Raw genomic sequence first — 22,464 nt, 5'->3', positions numbered from 1 at the left:
TTCATTCTATTTTAACATAAACATGAATTGACAGGATTATTTTCCTTAAATGACCGATTTACGGACTTTTAAGTTGTTCCCCAAAGAATCTTGCTTATCTTGGTTAGGGAGCACCTGTTTTTTATTTTTATAACCGACAAACGTTTTGTTCTGCTCGTCCCAAAGACGGAAACGTAATGATTGCAGACTTGTGCTAATTGTAATCGTCGTTGCTTTTTGCAGCGGAGGAGTTGCATTATGCGCCTTCTCCAAGTTATAATTTGGCACTTTCGGACTCAAATGATGCACATGATGAAACCCAATATTACCGGTTATCCATTGCAAAAGCTTGGGCAGCTTGTAATAGGAGCTTCCATCTACCGCGGCTTTCACATAACTCCACTCATCTTCGTTCTCAAAGTAGGAATCCTCAAACTGATGCTGTACATAGAACAGCCAGATCCCCAACAAGCCGGCTACAAAAACAAGCGGAGCTTGGATCATAACAAACGACTGCCATCCAATTGCCCAACACATAAATGCATATAACATGATGATGGAAACATTAGTCAAGTAAGTACTGATTCTTTCCTTACGCTTCGCACCTTTTGTATTAACACGGTTAGTAAATAGGAATAAAAAGATGGGGCCAAGACCAAACATAATAAATGGATTCCGATATAATCGATAAGCAACTTTACGCAATAATGGAGAAGCCGCATATTCATCGACAGTAAGAACCCACATATCACCTGTGCCGCGTTTCTCGAGGTTACTGCTCGTTGCATGATGAATGGAATGACTGTTCTTCCACTGTTGATACGGAAAGAGCGTAAGGATACCCGTTATCGTACCGATGATTTCGTTAGCTCGGCGGCTTTTGAAGAACGATTGATGACAACAATCATGGAAAATGATAAAAGTCCTTATAACGAACCCGGAAGCAATGAACGTAATCGGTAACGTTATCCAATAAGAGACAGATAGGCTTAGATACGCAGCATACCACAGCAGCAATAAAGGTCCTAAGGTGTTGAGTAGCTGTTTAACACTCGCCTTCGTATTTGATTTTTCATAAGGGGCAACCTGTTTTTTTAAATTGGATAGCGTAGATTGGGTCATTGTATAGTTCCTCCTCGGGTATGGTAAGCGAGTCATGTTGTCGAACGTAAGTCGCAATATCCTATCTTCATTATAGATATCGCTTTCATTTCGTTGTAGTCATAAACGTCAAGTAGCGGGTATGACAAATGTCATGTCCTATAGTAAAAAAGTGCCGCTACTTCGTAAATAACGAAATAGCAGCACCTGATCACAACATTCTTACTTTAGACGCAGACCCACCGATAACTTCTCTACGGCCTTCTCAATGCCGGCGCTCCTTGTTACAACACATTAGTCATGGTCCTGATCTTCTAATTTGCTCATCAAAAGTCTGACTTTCGAATCGGTATCCGAACCGGGAGAAGGTGTATACACACTGCATCTTAAATCGGTACGGCCTTGCACTTGAAGTGTTGTCAAATCGAACAGCATCTTTCCTACTTTGGCATGCCTGAATTCAATGAATACTTCTGGCGCTGAACTCACATCACCTTGGTTCCAAAAAGCCCTAAAATCCTGGCTCTGCTCACTGATCTGCTCGATAAACTCACTGTACCAGTTATCTCCCACATATTGCCCATAATAAGATCGAAACATCGCCAAGAATCCCTTTACAAAATCATGCCAGTTTACAGCCAGAGCCTTCAATTCTTTACGTGTAAAAAGCAGCCATATCATATTTCTTTGCTCTACAGGGATAATCGCAAAATCTAGGAATATAGCTGCGGCAGCTTGATTCCATCCAACAATATTACATCGGCGATCTGAAATAATCGTGGGGCAATCGTGAAGTTCTGTCAGGATTCTGCTTAACGCTGGGCTGATTGTTGGTATCTTGTCTTCAAATGTGGTCGGTGCCGGCTGCTCGAGAGCCAGCATGAAGAGATACTGGCGTTCATCCTCATTAAGCTGCAAAGCTAATGCGATACGGTCCAGTACTTGCACGGACATTTTAATATCTCTTCCCTGCTCTAGCCAGGTATACCAGGTCGTGCTGACACCAGCAATTGACGCCACTTCTTCTCTGCGTAAGCCAGGTGTTCGTCTACGACTCCCGCCAAGCACCCCAGCTTCACTGGGTTGGATTCTAGCACGATGAGTAGTTAAAAACTCTGACAGCGCCTGTAACCGTTCCTTTGTATCCATGCTAAATCCTCCTACGCATTTATCATAGAAGCTATTATACCAGTATAAACCGTAACTTGTAATAGGATAAGGAGTGTGACAATCTAATGGTAAGTAATCGATTAGGAGGAATAACAAATGAAGCGTGTAGTTGTGACAGGGATGGGTGTCATTACACCCATTGGGAATCAGGTGGATACGTTCTGGGGGAATCTTACGGATGGAAAATCAGGTATTACCAAAATAGATCATATGGATGTAACCGATTATAAAACCAACTTTGCTGGTGTGGTTCGGAATTTCGATGCAGAAGCAGCTGTTGGTCGGCGAGATGTACGCCGGATGGATCGATACTGCCTATTTGCCGTTGCCGCGGCCAAACAGGCTCTTGATGATGCAGCATTAGTCATTGATTCCACGAATGAGGAACGTATCGGCGTCTATATTGGCTCTGGTATTGGCGGTATTCAGACGATTCTGGACAATTATCGTACGTTACTGACCCGCGGACCAAGCCGCGTGAGTCCGACCGTTGTCCCCATGATGATCGCCAATATGGCGGCGGCACAGGTCAGTATCTTGTTCGGTGCCAAGGGCCCATCGCTAGCTCCAGTGACCGCATGTGCCACGGGAAATAACGCCATTGGCGAGGCTTTTAAGCTTATCCAGCGCGGAGGCGCAGACGCCGTCATTGCCGGTGGCGCCGAAGCGACGGTCACCGACCTCGCGCTGGCGGGCTTCGGCAATGCGACAGCGCTCTCGACGCGCTGTGACGCGCCGGAGCAGGCAAGCCGCCCGTTCGACGCGGAGCGGGACGGCTTCGTCGCCGCCGAAGGCGCCGGCGTGCTCGTGCTGGAGTCGCTCGAGCATGCCGAGCGTCGGGGGGCGCGGATCCATGCCGAGCTTGTCGGCTATGGATCAACCTCGGACGCCTACCATATTGTGGCGACCGATCCTGAAGGCTCGGGGGCTTACCGAGCCATGCGCGAAGCGATCGCCGACGCCGGGATCGCCGCGGCGGAGATCGACACGATCAATGCACACGCGACGAGCACGATCGCTGGCGATCTCTCAGAGACGCTCGCCATCAAGCGGCTGCTTGGTCGCGGTGCGTATGACGTACCAATCAGCGCAAACAAGTCCATGCTCGGCCATATGCTCGGCGCAGCTGGCGGTGTAGAAGCCGTCGCGCTGATCAAAACCTTGCAGGACGGCCTCATCCCTCCGACAATTAATCTAGAAAATCCAGATCCTCAGTGCGATCTCGATTATGTTCCAATCGTTGCAAGACGAGCTGAACTTCGTTATGGCTTGTCCAGTTCATTCGGATTTGGTGGGCATAACGCCGTCCTCATTTTCAAAAAACATGAATAAATAATCTCTTCCATCTACTCTCATACAAAATAAACCTAATCCGTTCAGCATAGCTAAATGGATTAGGTTTATTCCATGACTGATTCAGGCGTCTAATTCCAGAACCATCTCTCATAAATATAGTAGCTGCAAAATGAAATGAAAGCGAGGGCTATACTGAGCCACCCTGTAATAAGGGCACCTTTTTTTTCTTTGATCATATTAGCCTTCACATAGATTCTAACATCGAAACATAAAATGAGGATCCCAGAAATTAGTAACAACAAAACCGTGTAATAATTAAAGGTTATCATTGTCGAACCCCTTCTCACCCGAGCCGCGGTCATAAAACTCCTAGCATGGAACCAAGCTTTAACGGATTATTTGGTTTTCGTACCAATTCGTCGAATATTTATACGTAGACTTACGTCAACGGACATTTCACGATACATTTCTTCCCACTTCTGCTTAGTTTTAATTTCTCTATTCCAATAGGAAGGATGGAAAGCACGCACGTCTTCCCCGAAACCGAAGATGTCGCAACCATCCTTTTGGGTCTGATGAATTAATTTTTCGAAACCTATTTTCCCGTCCTTTTCTATGGTTTGCTCTAATTTTTTAATCGTTTCCTTCGTTAAAGTCAAATTTTCATCCGATTTCTCCCGTAAATCTCCTTCTATTTGACTCACAACTGTGGCATGAATTTTACCGTTTTTGATCTCCGTAGTAATTTTCGCTTTACGATGGGTAGATTGAAATATGGCAGAGGTTTCTGATCCAGGTATCTGTGAGATAACGCTGTATCCTCCAGGATTGATTTGCTTCATTGCCATAAAGTGACCGATTTGCAGTGGCGTAGTGATTCCCTCCATTTTATCACCTTTAAAATAAGCCAATCCGGCGATTTCAATGTTAGATTCTTTCTTCAAATCCAGATAAGGGAGAGACCCTTCCTGTCCTTTAGCAGAACTAGCACTATAGAATACGCCTAGGAAATTATTGGGAAGCTTCCCCATTTCCTTGGCACGATCTAGAGTAGCCACTAGATATAAGGTGGGAACACGCTCTAATTGAGGCGTGGCTCTCATGATATCAGAAGCTTTCCCTTTGGACACAACCATCCAGACTGTTCTTCTTACCTGGGGCTGACGACGGAAGAAATCTTTCTCATTTTCGATCCCCTTCCTTGCCATCGCTTCTGACACTACGATTACACGCAAATGACCAAAAAACAAACGATCCGCCAATTGCTGCTGCAGATTCATCAAGGAATCGTAGATGGTACTCCCAACGCTAGTCAGCACCCAGACTGGTTTCTGCCCCGCTGGACCGCCTCCAGTACCTCCCGTCCCCAAGGGAATGCGTCCCGGAACGGCAATTTGTACAGTGATACGTATTAATCCTTTATTCAACTTAGGATTTTTAAGGATTTGTGTTGCATTGCTGCTTTCATTCGCTTCTTGCGGTTTGGCCTCATCGATGGCAATGGCTAAAACAACGGCTCGATCTTCGATTTCTAAACGATCCCAGCATCCCGTAAGCATTGGTAAAAGTAGTAGAAAAACAAGACCCCGGTTAATCCGTTTTCGCCACACGTTGATCACCCCGACTCCCCTTCTTTTTCTTGCGAATGAGGGCTACGACCAGTAGAACCAATGGATAGAAGACCGTGATGACCAGTCCCCAACGACCAACAATTTGAATAATGCCATACATCTGAAGCAAGTTTTGGGGAAACATGGCAATGACATAGATGAAAGGAATGAGAAAAAATGAAAACAACTTGTGATCGCGCAAATGTAACAGTTGGCTTAAAAAGTGAATGGCCAAGTAATAGGTCGACAACAATGTGGTAAATACAGCTGTGACCCAAACGGCAAGAAAGGCGCCATCCAACCTCTCCAAGATGTTGGCGGGCAGTGATGTGGTTTTGGCTAATTCCAAGGTAGGCCAAACTAAATTTTTAATTTCCTCTGCTCCGAATACGCCAACCGTAGCAACTACGATGAGTAAGTAGAGCCCCCCCGAAATTAACATGCCGACTAAGCTTGCCAACATCGCTCTTTCCGGCCTACGCATCGCAGGAATGACGATGGTCATGACGAAAGATCCTTGAAACAAGGCAGCCATGGTAAGGATTCCTTTTGACATGCCACTCGGTTCATTCCCCCATATTGGCAATAAATTGACCACTTGCGCATTTTTTAGTGATAGAACGACGATCAATACAAGTGGGAACACAATTAGCGGGAAATAAAAATGATGGAAATAGGTGAAGGTTGTCATATCAGCACGCGAAGAAACCGCAGCTAACAACAGCATCACAATAACAGTCACTTCCAGCGGCGTTTTCGTTAAAACGGAAGTCACTACGACTTCACCGAATTCGCGCGAAGCCAGCGCTGTAAGTACGGAAAAGAAAACGATAATCAAGACGCTGAAAACCCGAGCCGTCCATTTACCGATCAAAACTTCACTGTATTCAATAATTGTTTGAGTGGGAAAGCGCATGCCGAGTACAGTAACTAGCCAAAGCCCCAGAGAGCCGATTAAGATACCTATAAAGGTTACGAGTGGCGCCCCCGAATCGGCAGCTCTGACAGCAAAAAGCGAGAGTGCTAATACACCTACCCCGATAATCGTACTAATCAGAATGATCGCCGCTTGAATCATCGTTACTTGGCGAGGATACTCCATCTTTTATGTCCCTCCTTATATTCCCTACTTTCAATGGATCTAAGGTATTGCTTGGTGGATGCTTCATTTCCTTCGTTTTCATTCCCAGACGGGTATCATTCGGCGTATGCAAGAGTGCCGGTCTCTTTGGCATGGACCAGAGTGGCAGCCGAGCCAATGTATCCTTCATCCCTTGGAAATTTCCAGGGACAATCGGACTTAAGTAAGGCACCCCGAACGATTTTAAGGAGAGCATATGGTTGGCGATCAGGATAAGCCCGATCATCACGCCGTACAAGCCAAACATACCAGCCAAAATCACAAGCGGAAAGCGCAGCATCCTTAACGCCAAAGCCGCGTTATAAGCCGGTGTGGCAAAGGAACCAATCGTTGTTAAAGCGATGATTACGACCGTAATTGGACTGATGAATCCAGCAGCAACCGCGGCCTGTCCGACGACTAGTACTCCGACAATTGATAGCGCTCCCCCAACCTGCTGCGGCAGCCGTAGAGTCGCTTCCCTAAGCACCTCCATGGAAACCTCCATGACTAGAACTTCAATTAGAGATGGAAAAGGCACTCCGGCTCTCCCACCCGCAACGGCCACGGCAAACTCTGTTGGTATGAGCTCCGGATTAAAAGAAATCAAGGCAACATATAACGAGGGGAAAATCAAGGAGAAAATAAGAGCTACCAGTCGCGCTAGCCGAATAAAGCTGACCAGTAGAAATCGTTCCGAGTAATCTTCGACGGTTTGGTAAAACTGACTGAACACGGTCGGCAATATGAGGGCAAAGGGGGAACCGTCGACCAGCAGGATGACTCTGCCCTCCAGTAGATTGGCGACAGCCTTATCCGGGCGTTCCGTATTTTGAATCTGCGGGAACGGGGATAGGTGGTTATCTTCAATAAACTGTTCCAAGTATCCAACATCAAGAATCCCATCAATGTCTATCAACGCTAATCGTCTAAACACCTCTTCAACAAGTTGGGGATTGACAATCCCATCCAAGTAACAGATCGCTACTTTAGATTTGGTTACACGCCCTATCCGAATCGTTTTTACCCGTAGATCCGGTGTCGGGAGGCGGTAGCGAAGCAGCGAAAGGTTCGTACCTAACATTTCGATGAATCCTTCTCGTGCTCCGCGGATGACCTGCTCCGTTTCAGGTTGAGTAATCGAGCGCTTATCCACATTTCGTGTACTGAATAGCAGCGCTTCCTCCAACCCGTCCACTACAAGAACTGTTTCTCCTTGTACAATGGCTTGGATAACCTCAGATAAATGCTTTTCTGTTCTTCCTTCACAGGCATACAGCGTATCTCCAAATAATACATCCTTTAAGGGCCGGCTTACCTTCGCTTTCCCTTGCTTGCTAGTCGACGATATCATCAGCGGTTTTAAAATATGCTCATTCAAATACTGCTTTTCAATTAAGTCTGAGAAATACAAAAGCACCGCCGGGTACTGATCAAATATACGAAACCGATGCATAACAAAATCGTCATTTTCACCAAGTATCTTATCAACGAATGAAATCGTTTCTTCGAGAAGTGGAGTGATTTTCCCTTCTTTATTTTCTTCCAAAACCTGATGGGCAGGCGGCTCCTTTGGCGGAATCATGCGAGGTTGCTGGCTTTGTGATACTTTTCTAGACCTTCGTTTATACCATTGCCACATAGCCACGCTAACACCGCCTCCTGAAAACAGTCCCAAGATGTTCTATTCTTCCTGATTCCCTTTCATTTCCTTCTCCGTATTTTTATCCATTTCCCCAATAATATACATGAGAATAGGTAATCTGTCCTGATGAGCCTTTCCTACCGTAACCCCAAAGAGGAAGTTTCCACAGATACATCGAATAACTGTATAGTAAATTATTTCAGAACTGGCGAGGGGGAGCCCTATGCTCTATATCAAAGAAGTTTTGCTGCAATTACTGTTCGCCTTAACTCCCTTTGTTCTATATAACATCTACTATCGTGATAAAACCGCTAACTATTCAAAACGGTTTATCAATATTACGTGTATGATTTGTCTATTTATGTCCATGACCTTTTATTCTAGCGTGCAGAACGGAATTATTTTTGACATTCGTTACGTGATCATGTTTTTCGGACTGGTGTACGGCGGCATGACTACTGGACTTATATTGCTTGTTGAGTTTGTAATGTACCGAATACTAATTGGCGGACAAGGACTATTTTCAGCGATGATTATTCTAGTGATTACATTCAACTTGTCTGTCCTGTTATCCATCTTATATCGTCGACGCTCCGAGTACCGAAACCTAATAACTTTCCTAGCTGGGTTAAGCTTTTCCGTTATACCTATTTGTGTAATGTTAGTAACTGAACATAAATATGTAGTCGAGAACTTGACGTTTAATATCCTAGCTATGCCCATTCAAAATTCCTTGGGTATTTGGTTGTTGATTTCCCTTTTCAATAAGGCTGTTTCGGATAAGCAGCTCTTCCAGAAATATCTTCAAAACGAAAAAGTTGAAACCATCGCTCATGTTGCCGCCTCCCTTGCCCATGAAGTGCGCAATCCACTTACAGCCGTAATGGGATTCTTGAAATTAATTCGTAATGATTCTATCTCTAAAGAGAAGACCAACTATTATATTGATATTTGTGTTGAAGAGATGAAGCGGACGGAAGTTATTCTTTCCGAATATCTATCCATAGCTAAACCTAGTACTCCTAATTATGAACAAATGGATCTTGTGCCGCAGTTGAACTCCATTATAGATATCATGACACCATACGCTAACATGAATAACGTCGCATTAGAAGTACACAATCAGGGGCAAGAACTTTATATATCTGCGAATCCAAACGAAATCAAACAACTACTCATTAATTTCATTAAAAATGCCGTTGAGGCTTGCTCTTATATCTCAAGAGGAAAAGTCGTCATTCGTATGGCCCCCGAATCCCAACTCTATGCAAAGATAACCATACATGATAACGGGGTCGGCATGAGCAGCGAGCAGCTTGAGCGGCTTGGTACCATTTATTTTTCAACTAAAAGCAATGGTACAGGAGTAGGACTAACATTTTCTTATCAATTAATCCGTTCGATGAACGGTTCAGTCCATGTTCAAAGCACATTAGGTAAAGGAACAGAATTCGTTATCTCGTTACCTTTAACCAACTGATTAATCTCTTTAGATTTAAAGTTCGAGATAAATATGAAAAAAGACACCCCGGGGTGTCTTTTTTTCATTCTAAAATATGGCTTCCTCTACGCGATCAATTTACTCAACTTAAGAGTTAGTCGCAACCCCATTAGTCAAAAGAACGACGAGATGGCCAAGACCCCTGCAGTTTGCGAATGAACATGATCTGTCCCGTGTGATATGCGTCATGCATGATGAGGCTATTCACCCATCGGCCAACGGATTGAGATCGATTGGGGAAAATGTGTTCGAATTCTTCCTCTTCCCAGCTTGCGATCCGATCACGAATTCCCTGATGAACGGATTGCAGACGATCCAAGGTTTCTTGCCAATCCCCATTTGTTGTTGCCCCCACTGCAAATGTATCATCATTAGTCAGTTCCTCAGGATAATCGGATTCTTCCCCCGTCATTCTTTTCAATAATCGTTCTTTATAAAAAATCAGATGATGGATATTTTCCCAGATCGTGTTGACATGTTCACCCTCAGGCCGCCAATTGGCTTGCTCTGCGGACAGTTCTTTTAACGCATCAGTAAGTGGCGGATACCAGTCTTCCTTCTCATAGCAGCTATCCCATCCGTGAAGCAACAGCTCGACTTTATTCATTTCATATCCTCCTTAGATTACGCATATGTAACTATCTAAACAAGATTAACGAGTTACACGAGTAATTTACCATGGAATATTATGGAGGTCAAGTAACTAGTAAAATCGATGTTAAGGTGTTACAATGTTTTAAAAAAAGAACGGGGTTTACCTTCTATGCTTTGGGACGATTTCCTGAATAGCTTACATCATGATTGGCGAGGAGACGGAGCAATCGATGATCGTCTAGAAAAACCGGAATGGTTGGATCAATGGATTATGAAGCACCAACTTTCCGTTAATCATCATCCCTCTCCTAACGAATTAAATGCCCTGAAACAATTAAGAACGCTTCTCCATCGGATAGTGACGGATTTCGTAGCCAATTCCTCACCTAGTGAGGATGATATAGAAGCCCTCAACAAAGTCATGGCTGATGGGGCCGTTATTCGTCAACTTACAAAAAACAGTGAACGTTATCAATTAAATTTGTATGCAATCGGTCAGCAGTGGTCCCATATTCAGGCTGAGATTGTATCATCTATGGCACAATTGATCGCTGAGGGAGAACCATCTCGGATACGCATTTGCGATAATCCGAACTGCTTATGGGTTTATTATGATGATACTCGCAACCGCTCCAAAAGATACTGTGATGACAAGCTGTGCGGTAATTTAATGAAAGTACGCCGATTCCGCGCACGACAAAAAGCAGCTGCCGACTTGCCCAAGCATGAGCACTAACGACAACTGTTTTTTTGTGAGGAAGTTAAATGATTGTTGTAGGTACAGGAAACAATGAAGATAGTTATGTGTCTTGAGGATTTAACTGGGAAATGGAGTAATAGGCACGCTCAGTTTGAAGCATCAGCCCATTTTCATTTTGAATCCCTTGAATGATACCGATAAAAGGTATTTCATAAACATCTTCGGGAAGCTTTTGCATTTGACCCTCCACCGTTTCAATGCTTCCATTACCACGTAGTACAATCGTCTGTGGCAGTATATAGCTGTCAAAGGTTTCAGAGCTTCCCATTAAACCAACGTTATCTAGTGTAAATTCAATCTGATCCATATCTTGCTGTTCCTTCTTTTGAATCGTCAAGCTATTGCCTATTTGGCCTTCCAACCAGTTGCAAACTTCTTGTACTGTTATTTCCTCCATAGTGTTCTCCCCTACTTTTATGATTTAGAAGCCTTAACCGGCAAGCGGTCAAGGCTTCTTGTTATTTTTGACCAGAATCAAAAGGCTCGTCCGTTATTTTGACCTTCCCCTCTGCAAGCTGGTGTATACCGTCGCTCGTCCCCGCTGCATACACATCCGAAAGCTGTTCATGCGTAACTGAGCTGCCTTCTAATTTTTTGTCACGAGAATCCTTATCATTTTCCACTGCACTCACCTCCATTTGCCTGCTATATCCAATATAGTTTGTACTTACAGACTGTTCTTATTCTCTAATATTTGCATATCTTATTTAAGTATTTCTGCTCAGTAATTTAGCGACGAATTTGGGATTAAATACTTCGGATAGCTCGTCCATTACATTTAAATAGACAAGCCCATTGCCTTCAAGTTTTGGAGAATTCCCTAAGGGTACGGTTCGCTTTATTAATTGAGCATACAGCTCACGCTCTGTGAGATTTCGCTCGAAGCTTGCATTCACAAGTACTTTGATTAACGCCATTGCTCCGGCGACATGTGGTGTTGCCATAGAAGTTCCGCTTAATGTAGCATAGGCTCCGTTTAAATAGGTTGATAAAATTTTCTCTCCAGGGCCCACTAAATCGACTTCATTGTTTGAATTTGAAAAATTGGAAGAGCGTCTCTCCAAGTCAATTGCACCTACGCTAATGACTTCGTTATAACAACCTGGATAGTCAAATTCGTCTGTTGAATCAACCCCATCGCCTTCATTACCTGCCGCACAAATCACAAGAATGTTGGAGGCTACGGCTTTTTGAATCGCTTCGTGTAACGCAGGAAGATTTTCTGGGCCGCCAAGAGACATGGAGATAATATCCGCTTTTTGTTCGATCGCATAGTTAATGCCATTAATTATCCATTCGTATTGACCAGAACCATTTTTATCAAGAACCTTAATAATAAGCAAATTAGCCTCAGGAGCTACACCTACAACGCCATTATTGTTTTTTGTCGCAGCGATAGTTCCCGCAACATGCGTTCCATGACCATTGTAATCCTTGTATACATCCGTCTTGCCTCCATCATCCTTCGTAAAATTAATTCCGCCGATTATTCGTTCTTTTAAGTCAGGATGGGTGATATCACAGCCGGTATCCAGTATGGCAACCGTAATCCCCTTCCCTTTGGTTTGATCCCAGATTTTTGGGGCCTGAATCATTTCCACCCCGGTTGGAATTTCATTGACCTGTTCAATCTTCTCAAGAACTTGAAACGGAATCACACGCATTTGTCGCTCCATTTTAATTTCCTCCTAATTATTATTAAAATAATAAAGCTTTGATTCATTCAAATTTGATGTTGATCGACGGGTTATCTCTATGCTATTATTTGGGAGAACATTTTAACATATCGTTGTAATTTGCTAAAAAAAACAAGAGTGCTACCAACACTCCTGTTTTTTAGATACATTGGCTTTTGGGACCTCCTGGGGCTAATGGTTCATACACACCTACCTGATCGTTTAGCGGCGAAGGGGTAGGTTTTTTAGTGTATTCTAACAATAATTAACGCTATAAAAGTTAACAATGCCAAGAGGAAACTCCCAAATTGTAGAATCAACTTTATCATTTCATCTGGTTTCACCTTTACCCTCCTCCTTCCTGACGAAAGGGAGATCCGGGTGGCCTAGTATCTAACAAAAGTATCTGTAAAGAGTCATTTTGGACAGAAAAAGCCTACCCTCATTTGACAGCTGGCTGGCATAGTTTCCCTTAGCCCCTCTAGCTTTGCGTCACCGCCTTTAAACGGTTTTGCCATTATCGTGGGTAGACTTCTATATACTGTAAATCTATTATATGCCTAATTATTATATAAGAATATAGGGAGTTAGACACATTATGTATTGTAAGTGCATACAACAAATTTGTCGAACTTAATCAAGAAATACACCGGAACATAGAAAATCGTCATTCAACTAGTTCGAAAGCAATGTATTCTACATCTCCGCCATTAAATTCTCAGTAACATGCTGTCTTGTGAACTCATAGAAAGAAAAGGCTTCCTCCCACGTCTGGAATCCCGCCTGTGCAATTATATCGCTACCTCCGCCTTTCCCATTGTATTTTCCTACATATTCTTTGAAGAAAGCACCGCACGAAAGTGGAGAACTACTGTTGTTTGCAAGAATAACTTTGTTCTCCGCAGCAGTAGCGAGCAATACGGGAGTATCACTTTCTGAAGCTAGCTTCACCGCCAGACTTTGCAAATCTTTAAGCGTCTTGTCTTCAAACACACTTGCTATCAAGTTGCCTTCGCGGCTTGATAACAGCTCCTGCGCTACATAAGCATTGTTTTTCTCTTTGAGAGAAACCAGTTCAGCCTGAAGCTGCTTCTGTTCATTTTCCCACTTCTCAATCCGGTCGATAATCTCGTCTTTACCGGTGTTGAATTTGGATGACAAGACACCCAAAATCCGCTGGCTTTCATTAAACTCCTTCAGGGCACGGTATCCGCACAAGAAGTAAATCCGAGTGTTTCCCTTTTGCTTTTCTGCTTTCAGAAGCTTGATCATGCCAATTTCGCCCGTTGATGCGACATGTGTCCCACCGCAAGCGTTGTATTCTACACCTTTTATCTCGACAATTCGAATATGATCCGTCACTTTGGGCTGTTTAACTAGCTGTAGATGAGCTACTTCTTCTTCGGTAATAAAATAACTAACAATGCTGTTGTTCAGGTAAATTTGCCGGTTGACTTCGTTCTCAATTGAAGCAAGCTGGTTCAATGTCAGTTCAGGCTGCTCCACGTCGATGGTGGCATAATCGTTACCCAAATGAAAGCTTACCGTCATGGCCTGATAAAGGTCGCGGCATACCGCAGAGAGCAGATGCTGCCCACTATGCTGCTGCATATGGTCAAATCTTCTATTCCAATCGATCTGGCAAGTCACCTTACTCACATCGGGAAGTCGTGCTAGTTTGTGCAGCACTTCATCTTCTTCATTGATCACATCAAGCACAGGAATTCCGTTAATATGCCCATAATCGCAGGGCTGTCCGCCCCCATGTGGATAAAAAGCTGTCTCCTCCAGGATGACATAATACCCATCTTCTCTTTCGAGCGTTTGGTGTATGTCTGTTTGCCATTCGGTAATATAAGCGGAATTGTAATATAGTTTTATGGACATGACGATTTCCTTTCTTCTTGCTGGCTGTTACAAAAGAGAAATTAATCATTTAGTTACTAGCACTTAACCAACGTGCGCTGTTGAGTATTAGACGCCTGTAAGCTTCCGGTTTAAATGATGGAGCATGATGACCGGGTTGTAAATAGATCACTTTCCCAAGACCATAAGCTTGCTCCCAGGCTGCTGGATACCTGTTTCCATCAAATTCATACTCTAGAAAAACGGTTTTCTTGGTGAAAGGATCAAAATCGAACATATACGGCTCTTCCTCCATGCTGAAGTCCTCGACACCGTCGAGCAATGGATGATTCTCCACGGATCCGTAATAATCCAGAGACTGGTACGGCGGGTGGCCTGTAAACTTTGCACCGATCATCTGGATCAGCTCGTAGCTACGTTGAACCGAAATGCCATTATGGATCACAAGCAACCCGCCTCCACCCGCCACAAATTGAATTAGACCAGAAGTTTGTTCCGGTGACAGATCTCGGTTCCAGCAATCCGTATAGGATATGCAAAGTTGGAATTGTTTTCGATCCAATTCCGTGAAATAGTTGTAGTCCTCCGTACTCGTAATCAGAAATTCTTCGCCAAGAATCCCCCTAAGCTGATGCTTGGCGGGTTCCAATGGATGCCATGGAACATCTGTGTCGTCACCAACCAAAAGTACATTCGTTTTATCACTCATGCGCTCTTCTCCCCCACCTTTTGTTTTACCAAGGCAATTCTTTTCCGGTGTCTGCTTCAAGATAAACCGGCTTTTCGCGAAGCGTATCTTTATATTCCTCTATTCGATTCAAAATATTGTCGGCCGCTTGTTCCGCAGTATAAGTACCCGCATCATTCCAAATACCGCTCATATACGTTTTGATCGCGTTTTTACTAAATCTCTCCCCAATACACCTCAGTTTCATAATCGAAAAACACATTTCCATCTTGCTCATGCCGTTCAAATATATGCTGCAGTTCCGTCATCATCGGCGCAAAGTTGGGGTGCTCAGGTACGGGAATGTAGGAAGATGACATCAACCTCCCCATCAAACCTTCAAAATCGAAAACTTGAGTAATAGCGAATCGTTCTAGCTGCATACTATCGTTCTTGAAGAAAGACGCCAGCGTTTCCTGCGAAATATTTTTATGAGTAACTTTTTCATAATCACTTCCAAATGTACGAAGCAGTAAGTCGTACTCTTCTCTAAATGCATTGCCATGTTCCAGACGTGAGTTCCAAATCAATAGCACCTTCCCGCCAGGCTTCAGAATCCGATGGAATTCGGCTTGTGTGGCCGTGCGATCAAACCAGTGAAACGCTTGGGCACAAACGATAAAGTCAACAGACTCATTCGATAGACCAGTCGCTTCTGCGGACCCCGGTATGGTATGAAAATTGGCATCTCCGCTCAACATTTGCTCAGCGGCTTCCCGCATCGCTTGATTCGGTTCAACAGCGATTACTTGGCTCCCTCTTTGTAAGAGCAGCTTTGAAAAAATACCTGTCCCTGCGCCGATGTCCGCAATTACTGCATTTGCGGACAGACCAACGACGTCGTACAAATAATCAATAGCCTCTTTCGGATAACTCGGGCGGAATTTCACATAGGTATCAACGCGATTTGAAAAACGTTCTTTATGATTATTCATCTCATACCTCTCCCATCAGATAAAATATCCTTCTACAAACAAAGCGACCAACTGTTGTTGAGTTAAGAAACTGCGACTTTTGTTTCACTTGGTGAAACAACGTTTCATTATATACATCTATATCATATTCAATTATTTGGCAAAAGTCCATAACAAATACATAGCACTAAAACACAAAAAACGACCGCTAATTTCGCGGCCATTCACCATTTCTTACAACTTCAACCCTTCTCGAATTCGGTAGGATAGCTAGCTCCAAATGGCGCATCTGGTCTTGCAAATTGTCCCATTAAATAACGGCGTGTCGGAATTGTGCGGTCTACGAACTCTTGATTATTCTCGAAACGATCTGAGCATCGAACCCACGGCGGACTATAAATATAGTGCATCGTATACCGGTCGTAATCACCATCATGAGCGAAAGTCCGATGCCAGACGGCATTATGAAAAAATAATACCGATCCCGCCGGTGCACAAATGACATGACCGATCGGAACATCATCCTTGGCAGTTCTAATCGCACCCGGAAGCTGCACTTGGCTTCTATGGCTTCATGGGATCATCTCCATATTCCCCATATACAGCGGGATGATCAATCAATCGCTCCAAAGCGGATTCCGTTTCATAGCCTTTTCCCACCTGTGCCAAACCTTTTGCGTCGGCTGACTCGTGTAAACGGATGGATGCTTCCAGACATTCCTTCACCTCATCTTCGGAGAGCACGTTAGGAATAATCAGATAGCCCCATGATTCAAACATAAACCGATCGAGCTCCGTAAACTCTCCTGGATTAGAAATAGGATTCATAGTAAAGCTCCTCCTTTTTTAAACAAATGATTATTTCTTAACCAATAGTTCTCCAGTGGATTCTCCTAACACTAGGGCCGATTTTACGATCACTTTAGTCGGCTCTTTCACACTCTCCTGGTTATTCAACAGTTTAAGCAGAAGTTCAGCCGATTTAGCGCCAATTTCCTGCTCATGTTGGTCTATATGAGTGAATGTAGGGTTTCCGTCTAGCTCGGATGAGGGATTATCGTACGTTATAATAGAGAGGTCGCGCGGTATATTCATTCCCAGTTTTTTAACCAAACTCGTTAAAATCAAGCCTAACTTCAAATTCAAAGTAATGAACGCGGTTGCTGTGCGATATTTGAGATAATGATATAACGGGTGCTTTTCAATGGGGATCGTATCTGTCACTTGAAAATCCGTCACAATTAAAGCCGGGTTAATCATCGAGCCTTTTTGTTTCAGTGCTTCCATATAGCCGCGAATCCGCTCGTCGACGGTCACTGTATGGATCGAAATATCGGAGCAAATAGCAATGTCCCTATGGCCTTGCTCCCATAGATGGTTGACCGCCAATTGAGCGCTCATCCAATTATCCGAACAGACACAGTGGGTATCAAAGCCTGGCAAGTAGCGATCAATGAGCACGAAAGGAAATTTCCGCAGTTTCAGTACCAAGATTTCTTCGTTGTACGTTTCCGCATCAATCGGAAAAATAATAAGTCCGATGGCCCCATTCTTAATCAGCTCCTGAATGGCTTCCTTCTCCCGCTCCTTGCTATTGTGAGTTAGCACAATCGACACATAATAATTTTTGTTCTCGAGCACGGAATTAATTCCCTTCAATAGTCGAATCGCAAAGAAATCTTCCAATAAGGGTAGAACGAAGCCGATCATTTTGCGGGAGGAAGCACGCTCATCCTGCTCTTTCACATCAATTGCGTCAAGCTGATTGTAATCCAGGCTCTCATCTTCTACCTTCGTACGGGATTCTGGACTAACGAAGCTTCCTCTCCCTGGAATCCGGTAAATCCATCCGTCTTTCGCCAGCTGCGTAAGCGCATTGGAAACCGTCATTCGACTGACACCGAATTGCTCCATCAGCTGCTTTTCCGTTGGAAGTTTGTCATTTTCCTCCATAGCGCATAACTGGATCAACTGTTTAAAATGCTCTTGAATCTGCAAGTATAGCGGTTGTCGTTCATCCGTCCTGGCTGATACCCGCATTCTGCTCATATATCTCCCCCTCAGAAGGGCTCAGTGTGACACATCGCCATGCTTCTTCCATATCCCGAATTAAGTCGTCCGGATCCTCGGAACCTATATAGAGTCGAACAAGCGAACCTGTTTGTTGATCATTGTTATTTAAGGCATTTACATTGATTAAACTTTCGAAACCACCCCAGCTGGCTCCAATTCTGAAATAGTGCAGATGGTCCGCCCAAGCCCTTAATTTGACAACCGGCTCATCGGATTCGAACGAAAATAAACTGCTGTACCCGTACATTTGCGTACGAGCCAGCTCATGCTGAGGGTGGTTTGTCAACCCCGGATGGTTAACCTTCCGGACATAATGCTGCCTGCCTAAATATTCGACGACCCTCAGCCCGCTCGACTCATGCCGCTGCATGCGCATTGGCAGTGTACGCAGCCCACGCGTAACTAATCCCGCCGTCTGTGGCGTCATAATGCCGCCGAACAACATATATTCCGTCGACATGAGCGTGTCCATTAATCGGTGGGAGCCGATCACAACACCTCCCACGCAATCGCTATGCCCGGAAATGTACTTCGTGATCGAATGGATGACGAGGCTAACCCCCATCATGAGCGGATTTTGATGACAAGGCGTCGCCCACGAATTGTCGAGAATTGTTTCTGCTCCTATACTTTGAGCCAGCGCTGTACAACCTCTGATATCTTGCAGCTGGAACATCATGCTAGTCGGGCTCTCCAAATACAGTAGTTTGGTATTCGGCCGAACCGTACATTTCCAATTTTCCAATGAACTGCCATCGACAAAGGTCGTTTCGACCCCAAACTTTTGCAAGTAGACGCCTAGAAATTCTCGTGTCGGTCCGTACGCCTGATGAGTGCAAATGACGTGGTCACCCTGCTTGACTATAGACATAATCGCTGCCGAAATCGCTGCCATTCCGGATGAAAAGCACTTGGCTCTTTCCCCTTGCTCCAGCTGGGCGAGCTTGTCCTCCAGGTACCTCACCGTAGGATTATTGCCTCTGGAATACACGAAGTTTTCTTGCTCATCGAGTCTTGCCATGTTGAATTGCTCGTACGTATCGAACGAAAATAAACTTGTCTGATAAATGGGAACATTGATGGCGCCATGATGACGATCATCGTGCGCATCATGTGCCACTATGGAGTACATCTTCTCCTTTGCACTCACTACCCTTTCACCGCCCCTTGGGTTAATCCTTCTACAATAAATCGCTGCGCTAGGGCAAACAACAGTATCGTCGGGAGTACAGACAGCACAGTTCCGGCGGACATAGAGCCCCAATCAACATTAAATTTGAGGATAAAAGAATTCATCGCTACCGGCAGTGTTTTTAACGATTCATTATCGATAAACATGACGGCCAAGAAAAGCTCGTTCCAGTTCTGGACAAAAGCAAATATGAACATCGAGGAAATACCCGGCATCATGATCGGGATAATGACTCGAATGAGGGCAGACAACTGGGAACAGCCGTCGATCATCGCCGCTTCCTCCAGATTGGAAGGAATTCTTTGAAAAAAGCCTCGCAGCATAATCGTGGAAAACGGGATCAAGATGACCGTATACATGAGGATCAATGAAATTCGCTGATTAAGTAGATGCAAGTTTGACATCATCATGTAAAGCGGAGCCAGAGCGATGAATCCTGGAAGCATCTGTGTGACGAAGAATGCGAGCATGATTTGTTTGTGGCCGCGAAACCGAAATCGCGCGAGTACATAAGCGCTGCATATAGCAATCACGATTACGATCAGCGCAGAAGAAATCGAGACGAGAAGGCTGTTGGCAATATATACGTTAAATTTAGACACTTTGAAAATGTTGACGTAATTTTGAAGTGTGAATTGTTCGGGCCAGTAATGAACGGGATAACTGAATATTTCCTTTTGCGGCTTTAACGAGGTGATGACGATCCAGTATAACGGAAACACCATAACGACTAAGTATACGGAAAGAAAGGCAACTTTGATGACCCGATACCCATAATTTCGTTTCATTTAGAAGTCACCTACTTTCTCCGACTTGGTAACCATCAAATAAAACAAAGTGTACAAAAACAACATGACGATCATTATGACCCCGACTGCCGATGCAGCCCCATAATCTCCGTCATAAATAATTTTATTGAGCATCAAGGAGGATAAAATGTGGGTCGCCCCTCCCGGGCCGCCATTCGTCATGCCGTAAATGAGCGTAGGATCATTGAAGATCCAAATAACCCGCAGCAGCGTAGTAGCGATGATGGTTGGCATGATGTACGGAATCGTCACATAAAGCAGCTTTCGATAACCGTTTGCTCCGTCAATGCTCGCTGCTTCGTACAACTCCGAAGGTATAGATTGCAGAGCAGCCAGCAGCATGATGGTAAAAAAGGCTATCCCGTACCATACGTTGGCGACGATAACGGAGGACATCGCCCATTTGGGATCCGACAAGAACCCAATCCGATCTTCAATAATACCTAGTCGCAATAAGAGATCGTTAATGACGCCGATTTGAGAGTTAAACAGCCACTTCCAAATAAGGCCGATCAGAAATCCCGATAATGCCCATGGATAAAAAATAAAGGCTTGGTACACGCCTCGTCCCCAGAATTTCTTGTTCAGAAACAATGCCAGGATGAACCCAAAGAGAAATTGCAAAATTAAGGAGAAAAACACCCAGTAGGCGCTGTTTTTCAATGCTGCAAGAAATTGATGGTCTCGAAATGCATCAACGAAGTTTTGCATACCGACAAAATGCACCTGCTTCAGATTGAACAGCTTGTAATTTTGAAAAGCCATCACCACTCCCTTGAAGAAGGGATAATATGTAAAAATCAACACTAGAAGCAGTGCGGGCAGCAAGCTGGAGAGAATGAATTTTTGCCGAGAACTCACATGAACACCCCCCGGTAAGAAAAAGCGGCAAACGATGACCGCCCGCCGCTTTCAACTATTTCCTTTATTTTTTCATTCCCGCTTTCTGATCTAACCAAAATTTATCCCATTCCTTCAGAGTATCGTCAGTCGATTTCTTGTCGAGCAAATACGATTGCTGCCCTTTCATGCTCAGTTCTCCCCAGCTCCCGTTCCCTGGATATTTGAAAGGAGGTGTAAAGTTGACGAAAACATCTGCTTTTGCAGTCATATCTAGCAGCGTCTTATAAGGGCCTGTTTGAAAGAATGTATCAGCTGTCGCAGATGTATGAATCGGTATGGTGCCAATTTGCTTTGAGAATTCCGTATTTTCTTTCGGGCTCGAGAGATAAGATATCAATTTCCAAGCTTCGTTTTTACTTTTGGAATTCGCTGTTACGCCCCATCCTGCAGCCCCCGTACTGACCAGTGATTTGCCGTTAGGTCCGAGTGGCATCGCTGCCGTTTCTAGTGTTTTGGGGTCCATTTTGTCCTGAAGCACCTTAATAACGTCTGGGTCCTGGAGCAAAATGCCGGTCACCCCAGATGTAAAGGCTTGAACCTGATCCTGGAATCCCCAGTTGATCGAGTCCGGCGGCGATGCTTCTTTATAAAGCTTCTTGTAAAGCTCCAATGCCTGCTTAGCTTCAGGTGTGCTGTACACCGACTTGCCATCCTTCGTAAACGGCGCATCATCGATATTCATCGATTTATCGTTATAATCGTAAATCATATGGTCAAAGTTGCCGTTAGCTCCCGGACCTCCGCGGAATGAGAAACCGTACCGATTTTGTTTCGGATCGGTCAGCTTCTTGGCAGAATCGACCAGCTCTTCCCACGTCTTCGGTGCAGTAAGCCCCTTGGCGTCGAACCAATCTTTCCGATAAAACATTTGTCTTTGATAAAGAGCGTTCGCGATAAAATAGAGTTTTCCGTTATTCGAGCCTACAACTTTGGATGTACCAGAGAGAGTTTTACTATCCGCCCAACTCGATGCGTAGGTATCCAATGGTTCCAAATAACCATTATTCACATACTCGGCAATGTTCAGATCCCGTACCTCGAGAATGTCGAGTTCTTGCTTGGCGGCAAGCATAGTTCTAATTTTGTTGTCCGCTTGATCGAATGGCGGGGATATGAGTTCCACTTTGATGTTCGGATTGTCCTTTTGAAACCGAGCTATGGCATCTTGAAGCAGTTTGGTACGTTCCGGACTCGTTAAACTTTCAATCATATGAAGCGTTACTTGTTTGGCTGGAGGCTCCGTGCTCTTCGAGCTTTCACTGGGCGCTGCCGTATTCCCGCTTGGAGTTGCCGTATTCTCGGAGCTGCCACTCCCGCTACACCCTGCTAAGGAACCCAATAACATTACGCCGGCAAACAAAGTTGTCCATCCTTTGACCACAGCTGCCCCCATATCTGACGCCCTCCTCAATTTAGTCATATTCAACTATATTGTCTTAATTAAATAGATATGTCTTATTGCTGCCGCTTTAATTAACAAAAGCAAAAAAACGCTAATGACATTCCTATGTCATCAGCGTTTTATTTT

25 protein-coding genes and 1 riboswitch are annotated in these 22,464 nt (G+C 44.3%); of the genes, 3 read left to right on the top strand and 22 right to left on the bottom strand.

Annotation, left to right across the window (positions count from 1 at the left end; all coding sequences use genetic code 11):
* Positions 1-45: 45 nt before the first annotated feature.
* Together desA and QFZ81_RS14225 are read right to left on the bottom strand one after the other, a co-directional pair.
* Positions 46-1,101 carry a Delta(5) desaturase DesA gene (desA, locus tag QFZ81_RS14230; RefSeq protein WP_307443250.1) on the bottom strand — a complete coding sequence of 352 codons (1,056 nt, stop codon included), beginning with the start codon at positions 1,099-1,101 and terminating at the stop codon, positions 46-48.
* A gap of 273 nt (positions 1,102-1,374) precedes the next feature.
* The gene (locus QFZ81_RS14225) at positions 1,375-2,229 is read right to left on the bottom strand and encodes a helix-turn-helix transcriptional regulator (protein WP_307443251.1); all 855 of its coding nucleotides are present in this window, start codon (positions 2,227-2,229) and stop codon (positions 1,375-1,377) included.
* 117 nt (positions 2,230-2,346) lie between these two features.
* Between QFZ81_RS14225 and fabF the strand changes: the two genes are divergently transcribed.
* Positions 2,347-3,582 carry a beta-ketoacyl-ACP synthase II gene (gene fabF, locus QFZ81_RS14220; RefSeq protein WP_307443252.1) on the top strand — a complete coding sequence of 412 codons (1,236 nt, stop codon included), beginning with the start codon at positions 2,347-2,349 and terminating at the stop codon, positions 3,580-3,582.
* 92 nt (positions 3,583-3,674) lie between these two features.
* On the opposite strand, the gene QFZ81_RS37325 is transcribed toward fabF, so the two are convergent.
* The 4 genes from QFZ81_RS37325 to QFZ81_RS14205 form a co-directional block, all read right to left on the bottom strand.
* Positions 3,675-3,875, bottom strand: coding sequence for a CLC_0170 family protein (locus QFZ81_RS37325; RefSeq protein ID WP_307545370.1), 201 nt, complete (start codon positions 3,873-3,875; stop codon positions 3,675-3,677).
* 66 nt (positions 3,876-3,941) lie between these two features.
* Positions 3,942-5,165: a Ger(x)C family spore germination protein gene (locus QFZ81_RS14215; RefSeq protein ID WP_307443254.1), complete on the bottom strand. Its 1,224-nt coding sequence runs from the start codon at positions 5,163-5,165 to the stop codon at positions 3,942-3,944.
* Entirely contained in the window at positions 5,137-6,258 is a 1,122-nt protein-coding gene (locus QFZ81_RS14210) for a GerAB/ArcD/ProY family transporter (protein ID WP_307443255.1), read from the bottom strand. The genes QFZ81_RS14215 and QFZ81_RS14210 overlap by 29 nt, the downstream gene beginning before the upstream one ends.
* Complete coding sequence (locus QFZ81_RS14205; RefSeq protein WP_373462767.1) at positions 6,206-7,918, bottom strand: spore germination protein; 1,713 nt, start codon at positions 7,916-7,918, stop codon at positions 6,206-6,208. The genes QFZ81_RS14210 and QFZ81_RS14205 overlap by 53 nt, the downstream gene beginning before the upstream one ends.
* A 226-nt stretch (positions 7,919-8,144) precedes the next feature.
* Between QFZ81_RS14205 and QFZ81_RS14200 the strand changes: the two genes are divergently transcribed.
* Positions 8,145-9,401, top strand: coding sequence for a sensor histidine kinase (locus tag QFZ81_RS14200; RefSeq protein WP_307443256.1), 1,257 nt, complete (start codon positions 8,145-8,147; stop codon positions 9,399-9,401).
* A gap of 130 nt (positions 9,402-9,531) precedes the next feature.
* Here QFZ81_RS14200 and QFZ81_RS14195 read toward each other — a convergent pair whose 3' ends face one another.
* On the bottom strand, positions 9,532-10,029 hold the full coding sequence (locus tag QFZ81_RS14195; RefSeq protein ID WP_307443258.1) for a DinB family protein: 498 nt from the start codon (positions 10,027-10,029) through the stop codon (positions 9,532-9,534).
* A 156-nt stretch (positions 10,030-10,185) separates the two neighbouring features.
* Here QFZ81_RS14195 and QFZ81_RS14190 point away from each other — a divergent pair, with 156 nt between their 5' ends.
* Positions 10,186-10,752: a CGNR zinc finger domain-containing protein gene (locus tag QFZ81_RS14190; RefSeq protein ID WP_307443259.1), complete on the top strand. Its 567-nt coding sequence runs from the start codon at positions 10,186-10,188 to the stop codon at positions 10,750-10,752.
* Between the two features lie 64 nt (positions 10,753-10,816).
* Here the strand turns inward: QFZ81_RS14190 and ymzB are convergent, their stop codons facing one another.
* From ymzB to QFZ81_RS14120, 15 genes are all read right to left on the bottom strand, one after another.
* A complete protein-coding gene (gene ymzB / locus QFZ81_RS14185) occupies positions 10,817-11,173 on the bottom strand; it encodes a protein YmzB (RefSeq protein ID WP_307443261.1) in 357 nt (118 codons plus the stop codon).
* A 61-nt stretch (positions 11,174-11,234) separates the two neighbouring features.
* Positions 11,235-11,399: a YozQ family protein gene (locus QFZ81_RS14180; RefSeq protein WP_307603118.1), complete on the bottom strand. Its 165-nt coding sequence runs from the start codon at positions 11,397-11,399 to the stop codon at positions 11,235-11,237.
* Positions 11,400-11,483: 84 nt separating this feature from the next.
* Positions 11,484-12,452, bottom strand: coding sequence for a S8 family peptidase (locus tag QFZ81_RS14175; RefSeq protein WP_307443264.1), 969 nt, complete (start codon positions 12,450-12,452; stop codon positions 11,484-11,486).
* Positions 12,453-12,697: 245 nt separating this feature from the next.
* Entirely contained in the window at positions 12,698-12,781 is an 84-nt protein-coding gene (locus QFZ81_RS37320; protein WP_367618672.1) for a putative holin-like toxin, read from the bottom strand.
* A gap of 116 nt (positions 12,782-12,897) precedes the next feature.
* A riboswitch (cyclic di-GMP riboswitch) is annotated at positions 12,898-12,978 on the bottom strand.
* 170 nt (positions 12,979-13,148) lie between these two features.
* Complete coding sequence (locus QFZ81_RS14170; RefSeq protein ID WP_307443265.1) at positions 13,149-14,339, bottom strand: alanyl-tRNA editing protein; 1,191 nt, start codon at positions 14,337-14,339, stop codon at positions 13,149-13,151.
* A 49-nt stretch (positions 14,340-14,388) separates the two neighbouring features.
* On the bottom strand, positions 14,389-15,027 hold the full coding sequence (locus QFZ81_RS14165; RefSeq protein ID WP_307443266.1) for a ThuA domain-containing protein: 639 nt from the start codon (positions 15,025-15,027) through the stop codon (positions 14,389-14,391).
* Positions 15,028-15,052: 25 nt separating this feature from the next.
* Complete coding sequence (locus tag QFZ81_RS14160; RefSeq protein ID WP_307603115.1) at positions 15,053-15,253, bottom strand: hypothetical protein; 201 nt, start codon at positions 15,251-15,253, stop codon at positions 15,053-15,055.
* Entirely contained in the window at positions 15,222-15,980 is a 759-nt protein-coding gene (locus QFZ81_RS14155) for a class I SAM-dependent methyltransferase (protein WP_307603114.1), read from the bottom strand. Before QFZ81_RS14155 ends, QFZ81_RS14160 begins: the two co-directional genes overlap by 32 nt.
* A 221-nt stretch (positions 15,981-16,201) precedes the next feature.
* Positions 16,202-16,516, bottom strand: coding sequence for a hypothetical protein (locus QFZ81_RS14150; protein ID WP_307603112.1), 315 nt, complete (start codon positions 16,514-16,516; stop codon positions 16,202-16,204).
* Positions 16,517-16,523: 7 nt separating this feature from the next.
* Complete coding sequence (locus tag QFZ81_RS14145) at positions 16,524-16,787, bottom strand: phytanoyl-CoA dioxygenase family protein (protein WP_307443273.1); 264 nt, start codon at positions 16,785-16,787, stop codon at positions 16,524-16,526.
* Between the two features lie 30 nt (positions 16,788-16,817).
* Positions 16,818-18,008 (bottom strand): GntR family transcriptional regulator, encoded by a 1,191-nt coding sequence (locus tag QFZ81_RS14140; protein ID WP_307443274.1) that lies wholly within the window; start codon positions 18,006-18,008, stop codon positions 16,818-16,820.
* Positions 17,974-19,182: a trans-sulfuration enzyme family protein gene (locus tag QFZ81_RS14135; protein ID WP_307443275.1), complete on the bottom strand. Its 1,209-nt coding sequence runs from the start codon at positions 19,180-19,182 to the stop codon at positions 17,974-17,976. The genes QFZ81_RS14140 and QFZ81_RS14135 overlap by 35 nt, the downstream gene beginning before the upstream one ends.
* On the bottom strand, positions 19,182-20,012 hold the full coding sequence (locus tag QFZ81_RS14130) for a carbohydrate ABC transporter permease (RefSeq protein ID WP_307443277.1): 831 nt from the start codon (positions 20,010-20,012) through the stop codon (positions 19,182-19,184). Before QFZ81_RS14130 ends, QFZ81_RS14135 begins: the two co-directional genes overlap by 1 nt.
* Positions 20,013-20,894 (bottom strand): carbohydrate ABC transporter permease, encoded by an 882-nt coding sequence (locus QFZ81_RS14125; RefSeq protein WP_307443278.1) that lies wholly within the window; start codon positions 20,892-20,894, stop codon positions 20,013-20,015.
* A gap of 64 nt (positions 20,895-20,958) precedes the next feature.
* A complete protein-coding gene (locus tag QFZ81_RS14120; protein WP_307443279.1) occupies positions 20,959-22,329 on the bottom strand; it encodes an ABC transporter substrate-binding protein in 1,371 nt (456 codons plus the stop codon).
* Positions 22,330-22,464 lie beyond the last annotated feature (135 nt).

The organism is Paenibacillus sp. V4I9, from assembly GCF_030817295.1.
GTDB lineage: Bacteria > Bacillota > Bacilli > Paenibacillales > NBRC-103111 > Paenibacillus_E.
The sequence above is the reverse complement of the archived record's forward strand: the minus strand, read 5'-3'. Positions and strand labels throughout refer to the sequence as shown.